Origin of the sequence: Sphingobacterium sp. BIGb0116, from assembly GCF_024808035.1 — a bacterium.
Taxonomy (GTDB): domain Bacteria; phylum Bacteroidota; class Bacteroidia; order Sphingobacteriales; family Sphingobacteriaceae; genus Sphingobacterium; species Sphingobacterium paramultivorum.
This window is the reverse complement of record NZ_JANUDT010000011.1, coordinates 182216-206298: the sequence shown is the minus strand read 5'-3', so window position 1 is coordinate 206298 and position 24083 is coordinate 182216. Positions and strand designations below refer to the sequence as shown.

10 protein-coding genes are annotated in these 24083 nt (G+C 41.3%); 1 reads left to right on the top strand and 9 read right to left on the bottom strand.

What is annotated here, in order from left to right; genetic code table 11:
• Positions 1-4: 4 nt before the first annotated feature.
• The 9 genes from M2419_RS23715 to M2419_RS23675 form a co-directional block, all read right to left on the bottom strand.
• On the bottom strand, positions 5-3064 hold the full coding sequence (locus M2419_RS23715) for a DUF5107 domain-containing protein (RefSeq protein ID WP_182332982.1): 3060 nt from the start codon (positions 3062-3064) through the stop codon (positions 5-7).
• 194 nt (positions 3065-3258) lie between these two features.
• Positions 3259-6264, bottom strand: coding sequence for a glycoside hydrolase domain-containing protein (locus M2419_RS23710; protein WP_159729269.1), 3006 nt, complete (start codon positions 6262-6264; stop codon positions 3259-3261).
• Between the two features lie 162 nt (positions 6265-6426).
• A complete protein-coding gene (locus tag M2419_RS23705) occupies positions 6427-7911 on the bottom strand; it encodes an aryl-sulfate sulfotransferase (protein ID WP_182332984.1) in 1485 nt (494 codons plus the stop codon).
• 72 nt (positions 7912-7983) lie between these two features.
• Positions 7984-9552 (bottom strand): RagB/SusD family nutrient uptake outer membrane protein, encoded by a 1569-nt coding sequence (locus M2419_RS23700; protein ID WP_200845613.1) that lies wholly within the window; start codon positions 9550-9552, stop codon positions 7984-7986.
• 26 nt (positions 9553-9578) lie between these two features.
• Entirely contained in the window at positions 9579-12677 is a 3099-nt protein-coding gene (locus M2419_RS23695; protein WP_159729273.1) for a TonB-dependent receptor, read from the bottom strand.
• 4 nt (positions 12678-12681) lie between these two features.
• Complete coding sequence (locus M2419_RS23690; RefSeq protein ID WP_259255757.1) at positions 12682-13719, bottom strand: FecR family protein; 1038 nt, start codon at positions 13717-13719, stop codon at positions 12682-12684.
• 66 nt (positions 13720-13785) lie between these two features.
• The gene (locus M2419_RS23685; RefSeq protein WP_075991636.1) at positions 13786-14313 is read right to left on the bottom strand and encodes an RNA polymerase sigma factor; all 528 of its coding nucleotides are present in this window, start codon (positions 14311-14313) and stop codon (positions 13786-13788) included.
• 421 nt (positions 14314-14734) lie between these two features.
• Positions 14735-16306 carry a RagB/SusD family nutrient uptake outer membrane protein gene (locus M2419_RS23680; protein ID WP_259255756.1) on the bottom strand — a complete coding sequence of 524 codons (1572 nt, stop codon included), beginning with the start codon at positions 16304-16306 and terminating at the stop codon, positions 14735-14737.
• Positions 16307-16482: 176 nt separating this feature from the next.
• A complete protein-coding gene (locus M2419_RS23675; RefSeq protein WP_182332990.1) occupies positions 16483-19467 on the bottom strand; it encodes a SusC/RagA family TonB-linked outer membrane protein in 2985 nt (994 codons plus the stop codon).
• A 434-nt stretch (positions 19468-19901) separates the two neighbouring features.
• Between M2419_RS23675 and M2419_RS23670 the strand changes: the two genes are divergently transcribed.
• The gene (locus M2419_RS23670) at positions 19902-23858 is read left to right on the top strand and encodes a two-component regulator propeller domain-containing protein (protein ID WP_228280333.1); all 3957 of its coding nucleotides are present in this window, start codon (positions 19902-19904) and stop codon (positions 23856-23858) included.
• Positions 23859-24083: the final 225 nt, after the last annotated feature.

Here is a 24083-nt window from a genome sequence, read left to right as displayed (position 1 = left end):
GTCATCAGAATAAACGTTGATCCTGTTCAAAATAGATTTTTCGGATCAATACCGGCCAATAACTTGCAAGGGTTCCTTCTTTAATCTGCTTGAGAAGATCATGATCCGAAGGAATCATTCCTTTTAAATCATCCTTCTTCGCGGCAGATCCTTCCCCTTTCGACAGCTTTAATTGTTCTTCTGCAAGTTCGCGAAGCATCAGTTCATACCTGTTTTTTGAAGGTTTACTATGGGCAATTTTTTTCAAAAGATCTGGATTTCCCCGATTATTCCCTTGCTGCAAATGCAGTTCAAGCCAGTCGGCCAATATTTCATTTTTTTCATCGGAATAAGGCTCACCAACGCCCAAATTCATGGGCCATAATCTCGATTCCGCAATTTTCAACTTTGCCTCTTTATATTTCTTTTCAAGGATAAATTGGTAGGCCAGCATTAATTTGGTCTGTACATAATACCGATGGCCTTCAGTTGCGCCTTCAAATGGAAGTATCGTCACCTCTTCCAATTCTTTCTCAGCCCGCATGTATTCTTTCCCCAATAACAATGCACGTACCTGTGCCAGGGTTAGTATATAATTCTTCGGAAATTTGCGATGATATGCTGTACTCACCTTAAGCGCTTCTTTATAAGACTGACTATTGTTTAGGAGCTCCACCAAATGTAGCCCATATCGCCATTCTTGTGGTTCCATCAAGGTTGCCTGCTGCATCATCTGTACCGCTAGATCTATGCGGCTCGTATCTTGCAAACTTGATTTCAGTGCATAATAGGCCGCAAAATCTTTTGGCTCCTGCGCTACTGCCGACAAAATTTCTCTTGCTTTTTGGGGTTGATTCCTGAAACGATACAATAGTGCAGTCAGATAATCGATAGTCCAACTTTTACTCTTCTCTTTTGCCCATTGGAATACCTGATTACTTTCTTCTCGAAATGGGAAGACAAAAGCGGGCTTACTTTGCGTTGCCTGATTTAACCATTCCTGACTGATCGACTTATTCGATCGTGTCAGCCAAGCTAGCCAAATTAAAGCTTCCGTATTCTTCTGTCCCGAGCGGAGTAGATCGGTGGCAGATTCAGATTCTCCAAGATCAGCATACCATATCGCCAGTTCCATCAGCTTTTCAGCGGCAAACTCTTGCCTGGATGAAAATGTCTTCTTTTCCTCAAATTGGAGAAAAGCATTAAACGGATCATATTGGAGAATTGTCTGATGGGAAAGACGATCTGTTACAGCTCCTTTTTTGTGCTGAACCAACACGTCCATCTGCAAGGCATCTATATTTAGCGGATTGGCAACCACAGCTTTTGCGATATAATCCCCTGCACGTTCATATTGTTTAATCCGATAGTAATATTTGGCCATTTGCACAAAGGAAGCACTTCGCCAAGTTGGATTTAATGAAGCGACTTCAAAACCATCTAAAGCATCGTTATCTTTTTTTAGCTTAATCGCTGCCAAACCATAGTAATAATTTGCCTGTGCATCATAAGTATCCATAGACAATGCTTGCCGGGCATAGGCATAACATTGCTCATATTCCATTTTAAACCAGGCCAGTTTGGCCATTTCAAGGTAGGTCTGCGAAGTAGCGCCATGCTGGATCAGTTCCTTTAATTTTACTTCCGCAAGCGTATATTGCCTAAAGCGAATGAGATCACGTATCTCCAATAATTTGGTCTGCCCCGTATCTAAGCTTACTTCCGCTGAAATTACAGTGGGTCTATTCAGTTTTGACCAAGATGTATCGGTTCTGAGATTAAAATAATCCTGTCCCAATTTCAGATAGCGAGGTCTTGAGTCGGTTGCTACAATCAAGGATAATCTGGTAGGCTCGCCCAATTGAGCTTCAATAAAACTTCGATTTAATACAGTACCTATGCTATCAAGCACATATATACTATCTTTTAAAGGTCGCTTTGGATCAAGATCCAATAATAGCTTATTGTCCTCACGTTTTATCTGAATTGCTGCTGAAAGTTGTATCTCCTTCGGTTTTCCTATCCCTGAAAATGGCATCCAGTATTCCGTCCAACTGTCACTTTGATAAGGAGCAAAACCAAGCTGTTTAAAGGGGGTCTGGCTGCTGGAAGGAACATTTTGATTGAACAGACGTCCACTTTGGATTTCCACATATTGCCCACTCTGATCAGTCAGTAAATTTTCCCAGATCTTGCCATCTCCAGCCTGCGACCAAAGAAATATCTTTTTCCCTAATTTATCTTCACGGAGGGCATAACGGGCCATTCCAAAATTATGATCTGTATAGTAAACCCCGAAAGCATTGCTATGCGCGCCCAATACATGATATGATTTAGAACTGCCAAAAGCATTCTCGCTATAGTTAGAAAGATCCCGTCCCTGGCTATCGATAGGCCAGGCATGCACATCCCCATCATGACCTATATATTGATTTCCGGGATACAAAAACTTCAGATCTTGTCCCGCAGCAACACCCAGATTCATCCAGGTATAATAAGGTTGTTCAACCGCATTGGCATTATACCAAAAGGAGCGTGTAGAAAAATAACCTTTGTCTTTTTCTAACCGGATCTCCAAGGTCCAGTTACTACGGCTCAGCATATCATAGGCATGGATAAAGCAACTTACGCTTCCATCCGCATTTTCCTGCGTAAGGTAATCGACCGGTGTAGAAGTATTGGGCGTGTGTCCAATAATACCATAATTAGCTTCGATACCACCACTCGTCCATGGTCCCCGCATGGCAATATCCCTAAATTTCACAACGCCATTGTTGTAAATATAGTCCCGCTTATTGACCTTATCATAGGCCGACCAAATTTTCCCACCGATCTCTGGCATCACCTGTACCCGAATATAATCGTTTTCCAGGATAACGGTTTTCCAATCCTTTTCAATAGCCGTATTTGTAAAACCGTCAAAGCGGAAATAAGGATACAACTTTTGAGCTGAAGCTATGGGATCCGGATCCGTAAAGGGATAGGTTACATAACGTTTCTTAAGCTCAGAAACCTTTGCCGGATGCTGTGCAAAAACTCCGAGCACACAGCTGCCCATTGCCCATAACATAATCCAATTTTTCATTGGCGTTTTAATTTAAAAATTTCACAATTTTAATGGCATTCCCCAAATCGTTGATTTGTCCGATGTGATTAAATCCGTCATGTAAGCCATTACTTCACCAAATTTCAACATAAATGAATCTATCATAGGTTATTTGCATCTTTGCATCAACAAAAAGCCTATGATAAATTACACCTTGTAGCGCTATCGTACTGCTATTCAATAATCAACAAAAGTCCTTTATTCTTTTCTACCGGAATCGCATCGCCCAATTTATACTGCGCTCCCTTTTGAAAATTAGGAATTAATGGTGCGGATAATTTTGCCTTTCCAGAATCAATCCCCAATTTTTCCCAGTCAATGGCCAATTTTACATCCACATCACCATCCGCCCAGCTAGCGATAGCTACCATCGCCTTGCCCGCACGGCTATAAACAGTTGTAAGAACCTTATCATGATCGGTTTTAACAGGAATATTCGGCGACCAATAACCTATCATTTTACTCCCTTTGATACCAAATTGATCCCACGCTCTCCATAGATCAGCAGGTGTCAATTTTTGGTAAGGCATCCTATTGGTCATGCCATAGAGCATACCCCGCCAAGGATTTCCACCATCCTGTAGCATTTCACCCATTAAACCAAACGGAATGCCGCTCACCTCGGTAAGGAAAAAATCGGGTTGGTTATTCTCGTAGTCAAAGTATTCACCAAACCATAATCTATTGATGTACGGAAAATGCTCCAGATACAGATTCGCGCTATTATTGAATCCATCACTTTTATTATATTGATTTGCCGAATGCAAATCGATCAGACCAGGTTTGCCATTTTTTGTCAGTACACGTTTTATTCTTTTCATGGTTACCCGATCAAAGGCAACATCATCCAAATAAATCCCATCGATACCGATATGATCTACCAGCCAGTTCATGCCTTCGACGTAATAATTGTGCCATCTATTCATTCCGCTATTGATAATAGCCGCGTCTTTAAATTGGGGAACATACCATGCAGCGATATAATTTTTACCCACATGCTCCTGCAACCAGGAATATCCGCCTCCTTTTCCAGGTGAAAACACCTCAGTGCCCAGGCTACGCAATGGATAGAGCTCATAAACCCGATTTGAAACCTCACGAACGGTATTGTAGATCTTGACCTTTAACCCCTTATCATGTGCCTGATCGATATATTGCTTCATTTCTTTTGTCGCAATAAACGGATAATTGATATATGGATTTATTTCATTTCCGTGATGGATATTGATGACATTAGATCCACTTGCAACAACAGAATCAACGGGTTTATAAGCATGGTAATACCGTTCATTCCATTGCGCTTCCGTATTGATCGGGTGAAAAGGGGTAATTAGCAGGTTAAAATTGTAATAAAGCACATCGCCTTTTTTGAGTTCACGGGCTCCGCTGTAACTATTGACCAAAACCGATTTTCCTTTCAGGCCAATATCAATTCCCCCTTTATTTTCGTTACCCCAGGACTGTGGCAGCACAAGCGGCTTTTGAAGATAAAAATTCGTGTTGAGCGGACGAGAATAATGCTCGTCACGGAGTGAAAACTGGAGTCCGGCATCTACAGCACCTATCCAACCACCATCCTGATTTTTATGGGCTACATCCCATTTCCAGGTAAGCTGTTCGGGCCTCTTTCCTCCCTTTTGCCCGAGTCCCATAAAATAATCCGTCTTATCGGGCATCATCGGGATATGCATCGTGGCATCTTTTAATGACAGGTCCTTCAGCGCCGTCAGCTTGACCACATAATGCATATAGCCATCAAATTCCAATTTACCCTCTACTTCCATTGTCAGATCGGAAGACTCATTTTTGGCCGTCCAACTATATTCACCGTCACTTTTGGTTTCAAATCGGATCCCGCTTGGTTTAAGTTGAATTTCCTTTCCGTCCGAAGCACTATAAAAATGAAAATGAAGCGGTTCAAATAAGAGGTTATTCGCCTTGGACGATATTTCAGTCAATTCGGGCGTAAAAAACGTACTGATCTGTTTTGGAAAACCACTCGCATGGAGTTTCACTTCGCGGCCTAAAATATGTAAGGTAGAGTCCGCTTTTAATTCAATAGCTGTATAAGGCGCAACCACTGTATTTTTTTGAGCCAATGTCGAATTGAGCCATGGTAGTCGCGTCATTTTCCATGGTTGATCAACACCGGATATATCACCTGAAGCATCTGAAACCCTTATTTCCACATTGACCTGTTTTGCTACCGCATTTTTTGGCTTTACGGTAACCACGCCATGATAAGTTCCGCTTGCAGTGACCTCCGGAATCTGTATACCACACCACAGGGCCTGAACCTTATCTTTTGGTATATCAACCTGGAGTGCCATTGCTTTTCCGGTATAATCCGTACCTTGGGTATTGATACAATTCAGGCTATTCGCGGGAATAATAGCCCCATCACTTGCTTTAAAATCCGAGAATGAAATTTGGATTTCATGGAGGTCCTGCTTTGGAGACCATAACCCGAGTTGAAATGCATAAAATTCACCTTTCTGCCCTGTGCCCTGCAACTTAGTCATGGCTTTACCTTTCATAAGCCAGCGTTGCGGAAGATTGCTTTCCATTTTAATCGGAAACTCCCGCAATTCAGGAAAAAGATAATAAGCGGCATTCGCATTTCTGTTCACAAAGCCTCGCACTTCTTCGGCACTCGCGATCAGTTCCATCGGATCATTACTATTGTATTTATCTACGGCATCAAAGCGTGCAACAGTAACTCCTTTTGAGTTTCCTGCCCCATGTTGTACTACTTTCACTGGTGCTGAAACGGCATTTTTAAGATAGATTGCATCCGGATAATTGCGGCTGCGGCCACCCATCTGATACGGTAAATAATAGACATAGTAAACGCCCTTCCCGGAAATCGGCTTAAACCGTAGTCCACCAGATTCCGTATTCATCCAAAGATAAGAGCTGGGTGCGATTTGCCTATTGCTGGCACTGTCGACGATAATAACTTGCTGATTTGCCTCAACCCAGCGATTTCGCCACGGAATAGTAACCTGCACCTCCTTCTGATCCGTGTTTACCTGCAGCACTGCTCGATGATTACCCAGCTGGTCCGCATCCCACTTTTGTGTTTCCGGAGGATAGGTCAATTGCGCCCGGGCCGAGTTTGCGCATAAGGATACGGCAAGGATAATTGCCAGCTTATAAGAGGCTGTTCTTTTTTTCATGCGAATAGTATTTATTCAAAATATTTTTGTCTTTACCAAGCTTTTCCATAAGCCTGATACGATTTACAAGCTGCACTGCTTCCCCAACATGAGTCCGTAGTGCAGCTACTTTTATTGGTCAATAAGAGGACTAAAATTAAGTTTTATTCCTAACATCTTAACTTAGTTTTGCCTGTATTTATGCCAGGTTTCCTCAGGCACATAAATAGCGCGATAGGGAATAAAATAAGCGTTTAATTCCCAAAGAACTTTCCCCCTTTTATCCGTCACCAGTACACTACCTGTTTTCGAGCTAGTCTGCAGTAAATTACCATTATCCAGTTCATAGGCACTGCCCATTCTTGCTGTAAACTGCTTTTTCGGAATTGGGGCCGCATAAGCTACTGTTGCCGTTTTATTCTTTTGATCAAGCCTAAAAGCGATCGCCCGAGATTGCTTATTGGCTGTTGTACTGTCACGCGGAGAAAAATCACCATTGTCAAAAAGCAACAGCTCACCAGTTTTTGTGATATGCGGTGCATGCTGGAAATAAAATAGTTCCTGGTCCTTTAATTTATAATCGCCACCCTTTCCCAATTTCCAGAGAATATCACCGGTTTTAGCATCAATTTTCCAGACCTGATTTTCAATTGGCGAAGAAGTCAAATAATTGTTGTCACGATCGAAGGAGATCGTATTAAAATGAAATCGATCATGCTTCAGGCTGTCTAATTTTTTATCCTGCTGAATATCCCATTTTTCCCAGGGAGACCATTTCTTCAAGATATTACCTTTCATATCCATCGTCAAAATAGCATCACCCCAAAGGGTATCTTTCGGATGGTTGGGCCGATCGTCGATCCTAAAATCCCGCACGATACCGACAATATTATTGTTGTGATCCATCTGCACGTCATGGTGCATGATGATCCCTTTTTTATCCAAATCGATACGTGCTATTTCTTTACCCGTAAGATCAATTTCAACAAGTACCGTCCCACCGACAAATCCGATACGGCCGCTTCTTAAATAATAACTTGCATTGGTCGATTTCTTGCTTGGCTGATTGGGTTTGTTGAATTCATCTTTACTCGCTGGAGCCAATAAGGCAAGGATAGTACCCCTTGGAGTCAAAGAAGCAAGACGCACGCCCAGCTTTTCGTCCTGCCAATACCAACGAATCGTCCCCTTGCCGTCCACCATGGCCATGTAGCCCGGAAATCCGCGATAACATAATAATACCATACCATTACCTAGGGCCTTTTCATCATGAGGATGGTCGGCCTTGATCCAGTCGTGTACCATCCATGGCGATTGCGCTCTTGTTTTAAAAGATTGTTCGCTCGATTTTATGGGAATAATCCGGTCTATGATAACCCTAAATTTATAACTTGTATTTGGTTCAAGCGTCATTAACGGAATGTTATGCTGAACAGCAGCATTTGAAACAGTTGTTTTATAAGACTGTTTATCCCCCTCTTTCCAATACTCCACATACACGGCTTCTGCCTTATTTAGTTTCACCTGAATAGCAGCGTTGAGCGGCAAATTATTGGGTGAGCTCACCTCAATATTTTCAATGTCAACCTGATGTGCATAATAATAGTAAGCAGCAAATACCGCTATAGCTACCACAATCAGTGCAATAATTGCTTTAATTGGTTTCATCTGTAAATAATTTCAATTCCACTGGTCTATCAAACAAAGCGCATTACCGAATATAATGCGCTTTAGTTTGGGTTATTTAGGCAATCGCGATGGATTGGCTGTCGTCATTTCTTGATGCAAACGTGCTTCTTCCAATGGATAAGGGAAATAGCGCATGGCTTCAGTGACATTTTCTTTCAGTCCGCGGCCTTTCAAATAAGCATTGCTTACTTTTTCATAGCGGCCCAGGCGGATCAGATCCTGACGTCTTTTGTATTCAAAGACAAGCTCAAAACCACGTTCGTCAACAAGCGCATCGATCATAGCCTCCTTATTTGCAGGACTAGGAAAATCAGGATGCTTACCATATTCAGGTGCTCCAGCTCTCTTCCGGACTTCATTGATATAAGGCAATGCTGCCGCGGGCCCATTCAGTGCATTTTCAATCTCAGCCTTGCACAAAATAACATCCGCCAAACGGAGAACCTGAATCGTCCGCCCATCCAGATAGGAGTTATTGACCATATCATAAGAATACTTTTTCGTTGCAACATTTTGCAGGAATTTCACGGTATCACTTGGCGGAGTAGTCTGACCTTTAGCAGGCAACATGTAAAAAAATCCATACTTTGTATTTTTGTCCCGTGCAGCCTTTCCGGTGTAATTATAATAGAAAAACTTTTTACGCGGATCGAGATCACTATATTTTCGCCAAAAATCAAGGGAAACACCATAGTACTGCCATCTATCCGGTACTTCAGGGTTGTCGGTCGGACCAAAGTGATTGGTAATCTCGCCTCCATTTAATGTAGGCTCATGCAAGATGCCAAATATCAGCCCCATATCCATTTTATTATTGTCGGACCACTCCTTCTTAAAATCCGGATTCAGCGTGTATACACCTTTATCACGTAACGCTAAAACCTGATCGATATACGTTTTTGCTTTTTCATAATTGTGCGAACGCATATACATCTTTCCCATTAAGGTCAACGCGGCGCCTTTTGTAGCACGGCCAATGCCCAGTTCGTCCGACCATTTCTCCGGCAAGTTATCGATTGCATACTGACAATCTTCAGCAATCTGTGCATCAATTTTCTCTACAGCAACCAAAGGCTCATTGTAGCTTTCCGTCGGATTCTTGACTGTCGTTATCAGTGGTACCGGTCCCCAGGCATCTGTAAGATCCATATAAGATAATGACCGCAAGAACCTGGCCTGTGCGATAATTTTCTTCTTGCGATCGTCGGGAATAGTTACACTCTCAATACGATCAATCAACATATTGGCATTGCTAATCACCTGGTACATATTCTGATAATTAAATTTAAAATACCTATTATTATCATCATAGGTAAAGTTACTCATCCGTGTAGGATCACCTGCCGCTGTAGAAAAGCCTATATCCGTTGCGTAATCGGTGATCATCACCAAATAACCCGCATAGTATAAATAGGCATCCCCCGGATAAGGCGATAAACTCGTATAGACACCCGTCAGGGCAGCATTGATATCACTTTCTGTTGAGTAGGCATTTTTTGTCGTCAGATCACTGTATAATTTAGGGTCAAGCTTGGTACAGCTATTCAAGCTGAGGCCCAAAACAGCGGCCAAACCCGCCATACCCAAGATATATTTTATATTATTTTTAAACGTCTTCATGTCATTTCTGATTTAGATATTAGCTATTAAAATGTTGCACTTACACCAAAAGTAAACGAGCGCATCGAAGGATATGAATTAAAATCCAGACCTACCCCAGCATTGGCACTCTGATTATTTCCAGCTCTATTTTTAACCAGCGCATCATTTTCATATCCCTTGGTATCCACCTCAGGATCCCATCCAGAATAATTGCTAATCGTAAATAAGTTTTCCGCCATACCATATACCCGTATCGATTGAACCGCTTTTGTTTTCAATGGAATGGTATAACCCAGTGTCAGATTACGCAGCCGCAAAAAGGAAGCATTCTCAATAAAATGGTCATTGATATAGCCACCATAGTTCATGTAGTAAAATCCGTTTCTTGGAATCTCCGTATTGGTGTTTGTCGGAGTCCATCGATTTAAAGCTTCTGTGGTACGTTTCCACTCCAGATTCATACGTGTCATATTGAGGAGATCGTTTCCGACATTTCCATAAATGAAGGCCGTCAGATCAAAGTTTTTATACGCGAATGTATTGGTCATACCAAAATTGAACTTCGGATAACCACGACCGATGATCGTCCGGTCCGCAGAATTGATTGTACCATCGCCGTTCACATCCGCGAACTTCGGATCGCCGGGTTTAGAATTTGGCTGTGGCGCATAGTTTTCTCCTTGTTGAATAACCCCCAGGTATCTATAGCCAAATAAAGAGCCCAACGATTCCCCAACACGAATAACCGAATAAGCTTCTTCAGAAACATTACCCATTGGTTTTGACGAAGTCAACAATTGTTCAGGCTCTCCACCCAAGCTTGACACCTTATTGCGGTTCATCGTTAAATTCAATTTTGTCTCCCAGGTAAACGCTCCGGTCATATTCTTACTGGTTACCGAAAACTCCAACCCTTTGTTATTCATCGTACCTAGATTGCGCTGTCCGGAGGTATATCCTGTGTAATAAGGCAATATACTCTTAATCAAAAGATCATTGGTTTTCTTATAATAGGCATCTACGGTAAAGGCTAATCGATTCTTAAAAAATGAAAAATCAAGTCCGACGTTATATTGCGTCGTGGATTCCCATTTTAATTTATCGTTTTCAGGATAAGTTGGGTTTTGTTTAACGCCACCCGAATTGGTCACACCATCAAACGTATAGTGCCCATTATCCATCAATCCATAAGAAGCATAATCCGCAACGCGATCATTACCCGTCTGTCCGTAACCCAACCTAAATTTTAGATCCGAAAATAACTGCTGCTCTTTCATGAAATCCTCATTGTTGACCTTCCATGCAAAAGCTGCTGAAGGAAAGGTTCCCCAACGATGGTTGGGACTAAAGCGCGATGATCCATCACGACGTAAGGTTGCAGTCAACAGGTACTTATCAGCATAGGCGTAATTTACGCGCCCGAAAAAAGAGATGACCAAGTTCTCAGCTTTAGCAGAATTTACTCCCGTAATACTAGAGGCCATTCCTAAATTATTGTATTCCAGCAGATCCGTTGAAAAACCTTTTACATTGATCCCCTTATTGTTGCGCACATATTTCTCATACGAATAGCCCCCCATCACACTCAAATTGTGTTTCTCATTAAACACCTTTGCATAGGTAGCATAAAAATCAATCAGGTTATGGGTTTCATTATAATCGGCCTGACTTGCCACACCATCATCTATCCCACCCTGATAAGAGTCTCGAGTCAGATAACTGCCCAATTGATCATGTGTTATTTCCGTTCCTGCATCCATGCGCAAGGTCAGTTCCTTGATCGGATTTACCTCAAGAAAAATATTTCCATTCAACTTGTCCCTTTGCACATCATTGATCCGTGACATCAGGTTGGCCAAGGGATTGTCACCCTGCCCTCCTGGAGGTCTTCCAAAACTACCGTCTGCATTGTAAACAGGTACCGTCGGATCATAGGTCAATATGCTGTACAAAACATTTGAATTCAGGATATTTCCGTCATACACCTGCATATTCGATTTTTCCCGTTGCGCGGATAGGCTCGCCCCAGTGCGGATATAATCGTTTACCTTTTGATCCACGTTGATACGTCCCGAAATTCGATTAAAGTCTGTCGTCTTCAAAACACCCTTTTGATCAAAATAACCTATGCTCGTCAACACCTTGGTTTTCTCACCACCTCCGGAAAACTGTAAATTATGGTTTTGCAAAATGCCGTTCCGCATGGTCTCCTTTACCCAATCCGTATTGACATCAGACTCGAGCTGTGATTTGGTATAGACTGCATATTCCTGATTTTCTTGCCCCTGAATCTCCTTATAAAGTGCATTGGCAAGATTCATATATTGCTTACCGTCGAGAAAAGTGAACGGTATAATCGGTTTCTGTGTTCCCACATAGCCACTATAGGTAATGTTGTTTTTATCCGTAAGACCACGTTTTGTGGTAATGATAATAACACCATTGGCACCTCTGGAACCGTAGATAGCCGTTGCCGAAGCATCCTTTAAGATATCCATGGAAGCAATATCATCAGGATTGATGTTGATTCCATTATTTGTTGGGAATCCATCGATCACATAGAGTGGATCATTACTTCCACTAATCGAATTGGTTCCGCGAATCCGAATAGACGTGCTACCACCCGGCGCCTTTGAATTCTGGGTTACAACGACACCGGAAGCTTTACCTTGTAGGGCCTGCCCTACATTGCTCACCGCTCCTCCTTTCGTTAGTTCGTTGCTGGAAAGCGATGCAATGGCACCTGTCAGATCGCTTTTCTTTTGTTTACCGTATCCAATTACGACAACATCTTCTAGCTGATTCACCTGATCCTCCAAAATAATGGAAAGAGTGGTGGCTCCATCAGCGGAAACCTGCACATTTCGTTCTACATAGCTTTGATACCCGATGTATGAAAAAGTCAGTTCATACCCCTTTCCATTCGGTACATCAGCAAAACGAAAACTCCCATCACTCGCACTCGAGGCTGCTGTTGAAAAACTGCTGCCGGGATTTTTCAAAATTATACTTACCCCTGCCAGCCGTTGCCCCGACGAGTTTTTGATTACACCATTTATTGTTCCCGCTAGACATCGAAAAGATAACAGTGTCAAGACAAGAAAAACAAAAAATGGTTTCTTGGTTAAGTTGAAATTTACCATGATTCTATTTTTTAGGTTTGAGTATATATGTATTATGTTGTTTTTCAAGAATAAACGGATTCACCTCAACAATCAACTGCAGAATAGACGCCGCAAGATCCGTTTTGTCTTTCAGGTCCATTGTTGGATTCTTGCTAAACCGCCCCTTTATCCGATAGTTTTTAACGATTAATGAATCATAGGATATAGGTACATCAAGTTCATGATTGATATATTGAATAATATCGGATACAGCGGTTTCTTCCAATTGGAGCCAATTGGCGCTCTGGTGAATTGTTGCCGGATTGCGGTACGGTTTTTCCGTTGCGGAAAGCATAAGCTGGGCTGGTAGACTTTCCCTCGCGCTCATTTTTGGCGTACCTTTGAAATTTGAAACAAGCATCTTGTTCGCTACGCCAAAATAAATCTGTTGGCCAGGTTTCAAAATGTTTGTCTCTACTACGGACGGTTCTATAGATTCAACGCGAACTTTCCCCTCAAATAATCGGATCAGAACATGTTCAACTGCCGCATTATAATCCACGATGAATTCTGTTCCCAGCGCTGTGGTCATCAACGTGCCGCTTTCGACAATGAAAGGTTTTGAAGGATCCTTTGCTACTTTAAAATTGACTCTTCCACTGAATAGTTTAACCCGCCGAAAATCAAGATCCGGTTTTATACCTAGCTGAATCAGTGCACCGGGTTCCAAGGTTAAAATCGAATTGTCTGCTGCAATAATTTCTTTAGGCTGAGCAGAAGGGTTGTAGTAAATTTCATGAATGAAGCTTGCTGTTTGTATAGGTTTATCGGTTGATGGGCTCAAAAGATTGGATAAAACGAACAGGAAACCAAACAGGACGAATACAGTAATAATTCTCAACAGGCTATCGCCACCACGTTTTGACTTATTTTCCTGATTGATATAGGATACCCAATCATCTTCCGAAATGAGATCGTCCAATAATGTCGGATCGTCATTCAGCCAGGTGAACACAAGTTTCGCTTCCTCAGCAGAACATTCATTCGCCAGGAATTTATTTAATAAGGATTTGCGATTCATAACAGTTTCTATCCTTTTAGCGGGATAGGTATATAACTGTTATACGAATAGTGATGGGCTTGTCCCCTAAGACAACTTAAAAAATTTTTTAATAAATTTCAGGCCAATGCTAACGTGATTTTCTACAGTCTTCGGGGAGATAGACAATTTGACGGCAATTTCTTTATAACTCAATTCTTCAATTTTATGAAGATAAAACACCTGTTGCCGCATAAAAGGCATTTGTGTAATCAGCTCTTTTACGTATTCTAACTCTCCTTTATAGGCAATTTGTCGTTCAAGATCTTCATATTGGGTCAGTACAAATGGTTTCTCAAACGCTACATATTTTCTATTCAATGCACGCCGGCGCAATTCATCAATCAATTTTGTGCGCGCAATTTGGAAGAGCTGGGTACTGAATTGGATTTGCTGATTCGCATTATTTTTGCGTTCCCAAACAATTAAAAAAGTCTGTTGGACGACATCTTCAGCAAGATTCGAACATTGGGTCTTCTGATACAGAAAATAGTATAATTTCCTGTACCAATAACGATAAGCTAAAAAAAACTCTTTTTCGTTAGTAGGTGCCCGCTGTAGGATTTTATTAATCATAATCTACATTTAGATAGTCTTGTTTCAATGCTGTTATCCTCTTTACAAAGAATATCGAAATTGGTATCTGACAGAATTTCAATTTGATCCATCAAAATGACCCATGCTTTTTGGTTAGTTATGCACCTCTAAAGTGATTATTTTTTATCAAAAAAACAAGATAATATTTTCAATAGAGCAATTGCTTCAATCCCCATTTTATGCACCTTTTTTCCTAAAAGCTTTTTAGTTTCACAAGAACCAACCGTCATGAAAGTAAACTGCTGGTTCTTTCTGGTCAAAAGAAACGAATTGTAAGAAACGACCTGTTTCAAAAAAGAAGGTATTTAGCTGATAAGAGTAAGTTCCTATCAGCTAAATACCTTTCAAAATAAAACGAACTTCGTGAAGTTGCTTGTTTTACTGATGCTTATATAGCAAATTAATAACCCGTATTTTGCTTCAAATTTGGATTGACGGCAATCTGTTGGCTCGGGATTGGATAAACCAATGTTTTGGGATCGGCATCCGCAGCCTTTTCTTGCCAGGCCAATAAAAATTTACCAAAACGAATCAAATCCTGTCTTCTCCAGCCTTCCCAATATAACTCGCGAGCACGCTCATCCAATAAATTATCGAGCGTCAATGCCGTCAAGTTATTAACACCACGGTTCGTCCGAATAGTATTGACCAAACCGAGTGCCTCTGTTGCTGTCCCTGTTCCACCTCTCAGAATAGCCTCTGCTTGCATCAGCAATACGTCGGCATAACGAAATACAACCCAGTCGTTGTTTCGTTGACCAGTGACGGCATAATCAAAAGCATACTTCATTGGACGGATACCAGCTGTTTCCAGGGTTGCACCCGAGGTACGGATGGTCACTTCACGCGTAAAGACCAAAGGTGCATTCGCTGGGTTCCGCGCCATTAAAGGTTTGTTTGTACTCCAATTGTATTGCTGTCCAGCAAAAAAACCAACATTTTGACGTTTGAATTCTTTTGTTCTGTTAGAAGTCGTATCAGCTGGATAATTATAATAAATTCCCCTTCTTTCATCGGTATCCGAAAATTTATCGTAATAATCTGATAAGGTACACCAGCCATTCCAACCCCCTGGATTCATATTATAGTGAGCAACGGTATTCCAGGTACGGTCCACATTTCCACCTCTATCTCCATTTTTATTGTATAAAGTGAAAATATTTTCGGTAGACTTCTCGTCGTTATCCGGCGCAAAATTATCAAAGTATTTGCCCTTCGCAGAAATAGTATAGGATCCCGAAACGGTAATTTCTTTGGCTAAGGTCACTACCTTATTCATATCCTCGGCAGCAAAAGAAGGAGCTTGTCTATTTAAAAAAGTTCCCTTATTCAAATAAATCTTCATCAATAATGCTTTCGCCGCATTTTTATTGGCTACATATGCCGCTCTCGGCCCGTTTGCAGGCAAACTCGCTATGATTTCGTTGAGATCCTTCACCATATAGTCAATAGCCGCCTGTGGCTGTAACACCTCTGGTGCGATTCTAAAATCTTCAAAAGAGGCTCCTTCCCGGACGGGTACTACGCCATAGAGATCCAACATATCAAACATGACCAACGCACGAATAAACTTCGCTTCAGCGCCTTGCTGCGCACTCGGATTATACCGCAACACATTGCCCGCATTATAGATGGCTGTACCCAAACTGACAAAAGTATTGTTCATGTAGCCATTATCTGCATTCCAGGTATGTAAATGGATCGCACGATGCATACCATTATCATCCCAGTCGCCACCCCGTGTAGGGGCCATGGCTGCGTCTGTTGATATTTCCTGCATCACCCAGCGCTGTTCCTGCTGATAAGGGGTATTCAATGAATTATAAGCTGTGATCAACAAGCTTCCAGGATCCACATTGGATGTCCCCTCCTCTAATTCTCCTTTAAATTCCTCCTTTAGTTTAGTACAAGAAAATGTACTTGTTACAATGGAGCCAATTATTCCGATATATAATAAAGTTCTTAATTTCATCTTTTTCATCCGTCTAAATTTGATTATTTATTCATCCATTTTGACTGTAAGGCATTCATACTGCCTTTGGTGTTTCATTCGTAATGGGGCGATCAGATTTATTCATTTTTATTCATTCACTAATACGTTTAAATCCATCTTGACGCTCTCCTCTTTTTATGATCTACAGTATACGCTTAAAGTGAGAAGTTAACCCCCAATAGGATATTTCTTGCCGGTGGATAGGGTAAATATTCGATACCCAACGAAGGAATACCATTTGTTGCACCATCTGTATTCACCTCAGGATCAAATCCTGTATACTTCGTGATGATGAAAAGATTCTGTCCAGTAAGGGATACATTTAAATTCTTAAGTGTTCTACCTACATTTCCAACACGATAGCTTAAAGTAAGATTGGCCATTTTTAGATAATCACCTTTTTCAAGGAATCGCGTCGAAGGCGCTGCTGAATTGGAAGTAGACTCTTTTACAGCCGTATTAAAGAATGCTGAACCGATATTACGTGATGACAGATTACTCAATCCCAAAGTCGTCGCTGCCGTATTATTGAATAGATAATGTCCAAAAGCACCATTCATATTGGCAGCCAAAGAAAACTGTTTGTAATTTACGTTGGTAGAAATACCCAATAAGGTCGTCGGATTTGGACTGTGCATATAGAATTTATTAATTGCAGGGTCGTTGGCCGTACTGATACTACCATCCTGTCCGCGATACATGCTCATGCCTGTCTGCGGATCAATACCTTGGTAATCGGCTAAGTACCATACATTCAATGGTTGTCCATTGGTCATACGTTGTCCCAATACACCTGAAAAACCTTGTCCACGCAATGCCCCTGTTTCGTAATAGCCAACTAGACCACTTACACTGTTTTTCAGGAAAGTTGCATTACCTGTCAAATCCCAAGTCCAATTGTCATTTTTAATAATTGTACCGGTCAACGCGATCTCAACCCCTTTATTTACAATCTCGCCATCCAAATTCACCCAGATACGCCCTGCTGGAGCTGGCTGTGCAAGAGTTTGCTCAAATAGTGCATCTGTGGTCTTTTTATTAAAATAATCAATGGATCCATACAGACGGTTACCCCAAATTCCAAAATCAATACCTGCATTGATCGTGGTCGAAGTCTCCCATTTCAAATCAGGATTACCATAGTTTGCCTGGCTTACACTTTGGTTACCAAAAACCAGCCTATTTAACGATGCCCCCGATGGAAATTCTTGGTTACCTGTTTTTCCCCAGCCTACCCTTACTTTCAACTGATCAAAAATACCGGTAGATTTCAAAAACTCTTCCTGATTCACATTCCAGGCAACGGCCAATGAAGGGAACATGGCGTATTTGTTGTTTGAACCAAATTTCGTCGAGCCATCCCTTCTTACTGTTGCAGTCAATAAGTAGCGATCCAAGTAATTGAATCCGCCACGCAAGAAAAGTGATTGCAATTGGTTGGTTGGACTTCTATACGACGATATTTCACGCGTGGAAACAGGTGTATATTGTAGATAGTCAAAATAATCTAGTCCCATGTAACGAAATCCACCGCCAAAGGAAATGTTGTTGTTGTAGTTATAATCCAAATACTCGTAACCTGCTACCGCATTAACACTCCAATCTGAATTGATTTGTTTATTGTAAGAGAGCATATGCGTCATTTGCAAGTTGGTTTCTCCATTATTGGAAATAAAGGCCTGCTCATTGTTCACAGCTGAAGGATCAATAAGTCCTGCGCGGTACATACCTTCACGGTTTCCAGTTTGTCGCATTGCACTATAGATAAAGCGATATTCCAAATCGTCTGTAATTTTATAGTATGGCGCCAAGTTGATTACCATGGTATTTGTTGTCGCCAAATCTTTAAAGGCGTCAATACTTGTCAATGGGTTTCGCGTAGTTGAACTGACAAAGGTTAAATTGCCTTGATCGTCCCGTAATGGTCGTGTCGGATTCCATTGTAAGGCTTGGGAAATCACATTTCCTTCCGAACCTACCATCGCATTGATCGGTGCGTATTTATTATCCATTTGCGTCAAAAAGACTGCAAAATCCAATCCCAATCGTTTGTTTTCCAGAAAACGGAAATTCCCGTTAAAATTGGCTGTGTATTTCTTCAGCTGTGATCCACGAATAATACCGTTTTGGTTTAAATATCCACCTGAAAGGCGATACTTACCATACTCGGTTCCGCCAGCTACATCAGCATAGTAATTTTGCGTGATCGCTTTTCTTGTGATCGCTTTAAAAGCATCCTCATTGCCACCGAAATCGGCATTTGCGACTTCAGATGGTGTATAATATTTCAACGCTTCTCTAAATCGAGCAGCATCTAATACATCAGGATATTCCCGCATGGTCGAAACTCCTGCTGAGGCTCCTACAGAAACCTCGGGCTGCCCTACTTTACCTCTTTTCGTCGAAATAATGACAACGCCATTTGCCCCACGTGAACCATAAATTGCCGTAGCCGATGCATCTTTAAGGATGTCCATACTAGCAATATCACCCGGATTCAAGTAAGTCAAAGGATTTCCTCTGTCGGAAGAAAAGCCTCCTCTTCCTTCGGGCAGAGGCGAATTACCCGACATAGGCACACCATCCAGCACAAATAATGGGTTGTTACTGGCCCGGATCGATGAGTTTCCACGGATACGTACTGTGGTTGATCCGCCAGGTTGCCCCGTATTATTAATCACCATAACCCCTGGTGTCTTTCCTTGTATTAATTGATCGGGACTCGTCATGATCCCCTTATTGAAGTTTTTCGCTCCAATAGTGACCATAGACCCCGTTAGATCTTTTTTACGGGCGGTACCATAACCGATCACAACGACCTCATCTAGGCCCTGACCGGCACTAGGTTCCAGCGCTACGGTGATATCGTTTCCCACAATGGGTACTTCTTTTAAAGTATATCCAATAAAGGATACTTCCAGCGTTTTCGCTTCACTGGGAATAGTAAATGTAAAGGAACCTTCCGTGTCTGTTGTTGTAGCCGCGGTTCCCCCTTTTACCTTAATTGTAGCTCCTGCCAATGGACCTTGAGTCTCATCTACAACCTTTCCCTTCAAGACTTTCGTCTGGGCAACTACAATAAAAGATACAAGCAAAAATGTAAGCGTCATTACGCATTGTGCAAGTAGTTTATTTTTCATACGCTTTTTGATTGGTGGTTTAATTGATTTTTATATCATGCATCTAGGATACACAAATGATACTAAGTGATTTTTAATGGTATTTTTTAGGCTCCAAAGCCCTTTTGAAATGCGTATAGTCTTCCCCAATAATGGCAAAGACGTAGCGCTCGGTATCAAGGCCTTTAAAGCCAAAATTCAAAACCAAAGCATCGTGAACATAATGTCTCACATGTAAAAACAAAAACCTAACAAACTGAAAAACAAGGATACAGGACTTACCTGTCATAATTCTAGGGCGAAACATACGTTTATATTTGGTTATTATTGTTTTATAAAAATGCATAAATCCTTGTAGCTAGTCCAATCAGAGCGTCTCAATTTTATATCAAAGCGTATCAGTAAAACTCTTTTTTATCTTTTAATTGACTATTTTTAGTTCAACGTAATCAGTTTTGAAAAGAATAACCACCATACTCCTTTTATATATCTTGCTAGCATGTATTAACGTGCAGGCACAATCGATCTATTTTAAAAATTATCAAACCCACGACGGTCTCTCCAATAGCACGGTCAAATGTATTACACAGGATGTTCAGGGTTTTCTATGGTTAGGGACAAGGAATGGTCTCAATCGCTTTGATGGCAATCAATTTAAGATATTTAGACACAATGCTTCAGACTCTACAAGTATCGGAAGTTCGTCCATTTTAAGTATTCTCACAGACAGTAAAGGAGTGCTATGGGTGGGAACCACACGCGGTACCTATTGTTACGATCCCATTAAAGAAAATTTTACAGCATTCAGGGGTGTACCAATCGGTGAAGTAAATGCCATACACGAATACGCCGGTTTTATCTGGTTACTTTCGAACGGAAAACTTTATCGCTATAATTCTTATACAACAGAAATAATTCCATTTGATCAGAACAAAAATACCATTGTAGCGATTACCAGCAGCAAAAAAGGCGGGTTGTGGACAACGGACAATAACAGTACCATACAACGGTATCAGGTAAATACGAGCAAATTTGTCGAAGTTGACCTTAAAAAGATCGATCGAAAAGCATTGGCAAATACAAAAACCGTTTACGCCATCAATGATTCCCTATTGATGGTCGGGACAATCAATTCGGCTTATTTGTTTGATTTCAAAAACGGCCGGTTAAAAAATCTATTTGCAAGTCATTACCCCAATAAAGTCATCCAGGCAAACTGTATTATTCAACAAACGGAGTCAGTATACTGGATCGGAACAGAAACTGGAATATATACCTATGATATTCACACGGGTCAGAGCCAGCACATCAAAAAAGATCTGCTCAATCCATTTGCTATATCTGACAATGCTGTCCTGAATTTCTATCGGGACCGTGAAGATAATATCTGGTTTGGAACATTTTTCGGCGGCTTTAACCAATACAGCAACCAATTCGACAATTTCAAAAAGTATCTATCCGGATTCGGAAAATCGGCCCTATCAGGCAATATTGTACACGATATCAAAAAAGATCGCTATGGAAATTTCTGGATAGGAACAGAAGATGGCGGCCTGAACAAAATTGATGCTCAAACACAACAGATTCAGCATTTCCTTGCCAATGGAAAAAAGGGAAGTATAGCGCATAACAATGTTCATGGCCTGGCAACAATCGGCGACGATCTTTGGGTAGGCTCTACAACACATGGACTAGACATTCTCGACGTAAAAACCGGAAAACTAAAAAAACACTATGATCGTATCGGCAAAGGCCCCTTACAAAGCAGCTTTGCCGTATGCCTCTATAAGTCTAAAGACAACAGCATGTTTGTCGGGACAGACCGCGCACTATACCGCTACAACAAAAATAGCGACAGTTTTGACCTCCTTCCAATTACCGCATGGATACAAGGCATTTATGAAGATGAATATGGTATACTTTGGATCAACACCTACGGTAGTGGGGTCTACCAATATAACCGCAGTTCGGGAGAAATTCAGCATCTGTTATCCGAACAAGGTAAACAAAATACACTCGTCAATAATTACGTCAACGGTCTATTTGAAGACAGCAAAAATAACTTGTGGTTTTGCACCGAAAGCGGCCTCTCAAAATACCGTCGTGATGGGCGCTTCACCAATTATCTGACCGAATCCGGCTTACCTTCTAATCAGGTATTCAAGGTCCTGGAAGATGACAACAGGAGCATCTGGATATCTACCGGTGGTGGACTGGTCAGACTGGACGAAGGTGTTCCGCGTAGGGTCATCTATACATCGAGAGACGGGCTTCCTGCAGATCAGTTTAATTATAATTCGGCTTACAAAGATAGCGACGGGACTTTATATTTCGGGACGATTAAAGGAATGGTTAGCTTCAACCCTACAAAATCCATTAAGAACAGCTTTATTCCACCTATATTCATCAGTGGCATTCAGATTAACAATGTGAGCGTACCGGTTCGTGAAAATGGCATACTGAAAGAATCCATCTCCCTATCAGAAGAGATCCAACTGACCTACGACAATTCCAATATTAGCTTCAATATCGCCGCCTTGAGCTTTGTTTCCCCAAAGAGCAATCCTTATCGTTATATCATGGAAGGTTACGATAAAGACTGGACCGATATTACAGGCAACCAAAAAATCTATTACAATAAACTTCCTCCGGGCACTTATACGTTTAAGTTTAGAGGTGCAAATAACAACAGCGTCTGGAATCCGGATGAAAAAAAACTGCTCATCATCGTTTCGCCCCCCTGGTGGCAGTCAGGTTGGGCATACTTACTTTATTTTTTGAGCTTCGGCACCATTGCATTGCTCGTATTACGGTATTACTTTCTCCTTATAAAGGCCAACAATGCCCAAAAGATGGATAGTTATGAACGAAAAAAAGAACAGGAAATATATAACCTCAAGCTGGAATTCTTCACCAACCTGGCCCACGAAATTCGTACGCCACTCACGCTGATCAAAATGCCCCTTGAGAAAATAATCAATAACCATAAATTTACCGATCGCGACACAGCCAAAGACCTTGCTCTGATTGAAAAAAACACGGCACGATTAATTCGCCTCACCAACCAATTACTGGATTTTAGAAAAGCAGAAACCAACAATATGAGCCTTATTTTTACTAAAACGGATATTAATGCCCTCCTATCCGAAGTATTTCACGATTTAAATTATCTCGCAAAAGATAAACAGCTGCACTATGACCTCAGTCTCCCGCGTATCAGTCTCACGGCTTATGTGGATGAGGAAGCCCTTCGAAAAATATTTACCAACCTGATTCACAACGCTATCAAATATGCGGATCAAGAAGTCTATGTCAAACTCCTCCCTTTTAATAGCGATGATATTATGTTCAATATCGAGTTTAAGAATGATGGTGAGCTCATTCCCTTTGAGAAAAGGGAAAAAATATTTGAACCATTTTATCGCTTAAATGAATCCGATAAAGATACGGGGACGGGCATTGGCCTTCCTTTATCTCGCTCCTTGGTCGAATTGCACCAAGGAAACTTATCCCTTGTACATCTAGAGGAAAACCGCAATATATTCCTGCTATCGATCCCAATTTTTCAAGAACAATCGCTCGACATCAAATCTTTTCAGGAAGATAACGACGATCATGTATTGAATGATAGATCCGATGAACAGGAGGAAGAAAAGCCGGTGATTCTGCTCGTCGAGGATAATAAAGAAATATTGGCCTACCTCAATAAAGAATTGAAAACCAGCTACACTGTTATACGGGCAGGGAACGGTGCCGAGGCCCTCGAAATATTAGACCAAGAGAATGTACAACTTGTACTAACAGATATTATGATGCCCATTATGGATGGTCTGGCGCTATGCAAACGCATCAAAACAGATATTCTGTATAGCCATATTCCCGTGATTTTTCTGACGGCAAAAAATGCGCTGGATTCAAAAATTCAGGGATTAAAAAATGGTGCCGATGCCTATATCGAAAAACCCTTTTCGCTTGAATTCCTCATGGTACAGATACGCAACATCCTCAAAAACCGTAAAATTATCAAGAATTACCTAACCAATTCTTCCAGCTCCAATTTAATGGATATTAACGTTTCAGCACCCGACAAAGATTTTATCAGTCAGCTGAATACGGTTATTTATGAGAATATTTCAACGATAGATCTCAATGTGGATGAACTGGCCAAATTGATGCATATGAGCCGTCCAACCCTTTACCGTAAAATCAAAGGACTATCCGACCTCACGCCCAATGAATTGATCAATATTTCACGATTGAAAAAGGCGGCAGAACTACTCACCCAAAAAGAATATAACATCACCCAGGTATCAACGATGGTCGGTTATACCGTACAATCCAATTTTTCAAGGGACTTTCATAAGCACTATGGCATGTCGCCAAGCAGCTATATTCTTGAAAACAGCAAGTGATGAACACCAGTTCTAGTACCAGGAAGAATATTATTCCAATGGCGTAAAAACTGTTCCCGAGATGCCGAAAGAATATAGGCACTTGATAAAGAAAGAAATAGCCCCTAGGTAAAGAAAGAATCGGGGACAAATACAAGGAACTCGAAAATTTTATTGAAAGACGCTAGTGAAGAAAAAAAAACGTAGACGTAGCGGGTTTAGCCTACGTCTACGATAATGGCATGA